The 2,335-nt window shown below is 52.3% G+C and carries 2 protein-coding genes and 1 pseudogene; 1 reads left to right on the top strand and 2 read right to left on the bottom strand.

The features are described from left to right. Positions 1 to 96: 96 nt before the first annotated feature. Positions 97 to 552 (bottom strand): annotated as a pseudogene (locus PGQ95_RS26175) (AAA family ATPase); the annotation flags it as partial. Between the two features lie 12 nt (positions 553 to 564). Next, a complete protein-coding gene (gene aac(3)-IId, locus PGQ95_RS26170; RefSeq protein ID WP_000557454.1) occupies positions 565 to 1,425 on the bottom strand; it encodes an aminoglycoside N-acetyltransferase AAC(3)-IId in 861 nt (286 codons plus the stop codon). 142 nt (positions 1,426 to 1,567) lie between these two features. On the opposite strand from aac(3)-IId, the gene PGQ95_RS26165 reads away from it, so the two are divergent. Continuing rightward, positions 1,568 to 2,335: IS4 family transposase (locus PGQ95_RS26165; RefSeq protein WP_430919866.1), on the top strand; the 768-nt coding region annotated here is incomplete at its 3' end.

The raw sequence follows: 2,335 nt of genomic DNA, 5'->3' as shown, positions 1-2,335 counted from the left end.
GCTGAAAATGCCGGCCTTTGAATGGGTTCATGTGCAGCTCCATCAGCAAAAGGGGATGATAAGTTTATCACCACCGACTATTTGCAACAGTGCCCATGGAAGCCGTTCCCTTGCGGCCAAGCATCGGGCGACATTCGCTAATCGCCACTCTCGAATCTCCGCATTTCGATTCGGGTCAGGATGCATGGTCTGGTTCGCGATCCGGTGACGCAATAGGTCCTCGTTGAGCGTCAGAAAGATGTGCAGCAGCTGATCGTCGATCCGCCTTACCCCGTCGAGTATCTCAGTCAGATAGTCCGGGTGCACGAGCGTCATTGGGATGATGATGTCCTGCGAGTAATTCCTTCGAATCTCCCTGACCGCCGCGATCGTAAGTCCCCTCCACAAGGGGAGATCCTGATAGTCTCCGCTCGCTGGCATGGGGACCGTTTCTTTCACCACGAACCCGATTTCCTCGGGGTCAAAGATCAGCGATTTGGAACGCCGATCGCGCAGCCGCTTAGCGAGCGTCGTCTTTCCGGCGCCGAAAGGTCCGTTGATCCAGATTATCATTGTCGACGGCCTCTAACCTGAAGGCTCGCAAGAGCGCTCGACGGCCTCGTGCGGAGGCACGATCGGAGTGGTTCCGAAATGCTTCTCAAGATAGGTGACGCCGAACGTCACGATGTCCTGCGCGTCGAACAGGTAGCACTGAGCAAAGCCCACGACACCTTCTCGATGGCGACCGAGCTTCACGTAAGCATTTGCTATAGTTTCAACCGCATCCGGCTTTCCTTCGATAGCAAAGCAATCGAGAATGCCGTTTGAATCGTAATCCGATGCCGTTTTCCAGGCGACTTCACCGTCTCTTCCAAGCATCGGCATCTCATACGTCACCCACCGTTTGTTGGGGATATCGGCAACCGCCTCGGCGTAGTGCAATGCGGTAACGGAGTTTAGCGGCGCACCCAACAGCAGGGCCTTCCCGCCAAGGCGAACGAACCGCTCGACGGGCGATCCTTCCCCCAAGGCGTGACCGAGTTCGTGAGGCTCCGTCAGCGTTTCAGCCAGCGGACCAACCGCGACCATCGATGCATCGGGGTGCGCGCTGCGCCGCGCGCCGGGGGCTTGAACCAGAAATTGATTCAGCAGGCCGAACCCACGGTAAGTCCCGGCTGTTGCGGGATCGAACGGCAGCCAGGTACGGCGGGCTTCGTCATCCAGCCGAGCGCCATTCAGAGTCTCCTCGTAGGGTGATCGGTCCCACGACGCGTATCCCATCACAGTGCCAGTCGGCCCAACCGCGGAGCGTAACGCGGCAACGACCGTCTCCGCTCCTCCTTCGACCGGACCAATCGCTTTAAGTGAGGCATGCACCATCAAGAGGTCACCGGTTTGGACTCCGAGTTTTTGAAGCGCCTCCGTTATTGCCTTCCGCGTATGCATCGCGATATCTCCTCTAAACTGCAAAACACTATACGCTGATGAATCCCCTAATGATTTTGGTAAAAATCATTAAGTTAAGGTGGATACACATCTTGTCATATGATCAAATGGTTTCGCGAAAAATCAATAATCAGACAACAAGATGTGCGAACTCGATATTTTACACGACTCTCTTTACCAATTCTGCCCCGAATTACACTTAAAACGACTCAACAGCTTAACGTTGGCTTGCCACGCATTACTTGACTGTAAAACTCTCACTCTTACCGAACTTGGCCGTAACCTGCCAACCAAAGCGAGAACAAAACATAACATCAAACGAATCGACCGATTGTTAGGTAATCGTCACCTCCACAAAGAGCGACTCGCTGTATACCGTTGGCATGCTAGCTTTATCTGTTCGGGCAATACGATGCCCATTGTACTTGTTGACTGGTCTGATATCCGTGAGCAAAAACGGCTTATGGTATTGCGAGCTTCAGTCGCACTACACGGTCGTTCTGTTACTCTTTATGAGAAAGCGTTCCCGCTTTCAGAGCAATGTTCAAAGAAAGCTCATGACCAATTTCTAGCCGACCTTGCGAGCATTCTACCGAGTAACACCACACCGCTCATTGTCAGTGATGCTGGCTTTAAAGTGCCATGGTATAAATCCGTTGAGAAGCTGGGTTGGTACTGGTTAAGTCGAGTAAGAGGAAAAGTACAATATGCAGACCTAGGAGCGGAAAACTGGAAACCTATCAGCAACTTACATGATATGTCATCTAGTCACTCAAAGACTTTAGGCTATAAGAGGCTGACTAAAAGCAATCCAATCGGCACTGTTGCAAAGTTAGCGATGAGGCAGCCTTTTGTCTTATTCAAAGGCCTTACATTTCAAAAACTCTGCTTACCAGGCGCATTTCGCCCA

The sequence above is a fragment of the Klebsiella sp. 141240 genome, assembly GCF_050600805.1.
Lineage (GTDB): Bacteria > Pseudomonadota > Gammaproteobacteria > Enterobacterales > Enterobacteriaceae > Klebsiella > Klebsiella aerogenes.
This window is presented reverse-complemented; position numbering and strand designations above follow the sequence as displayed.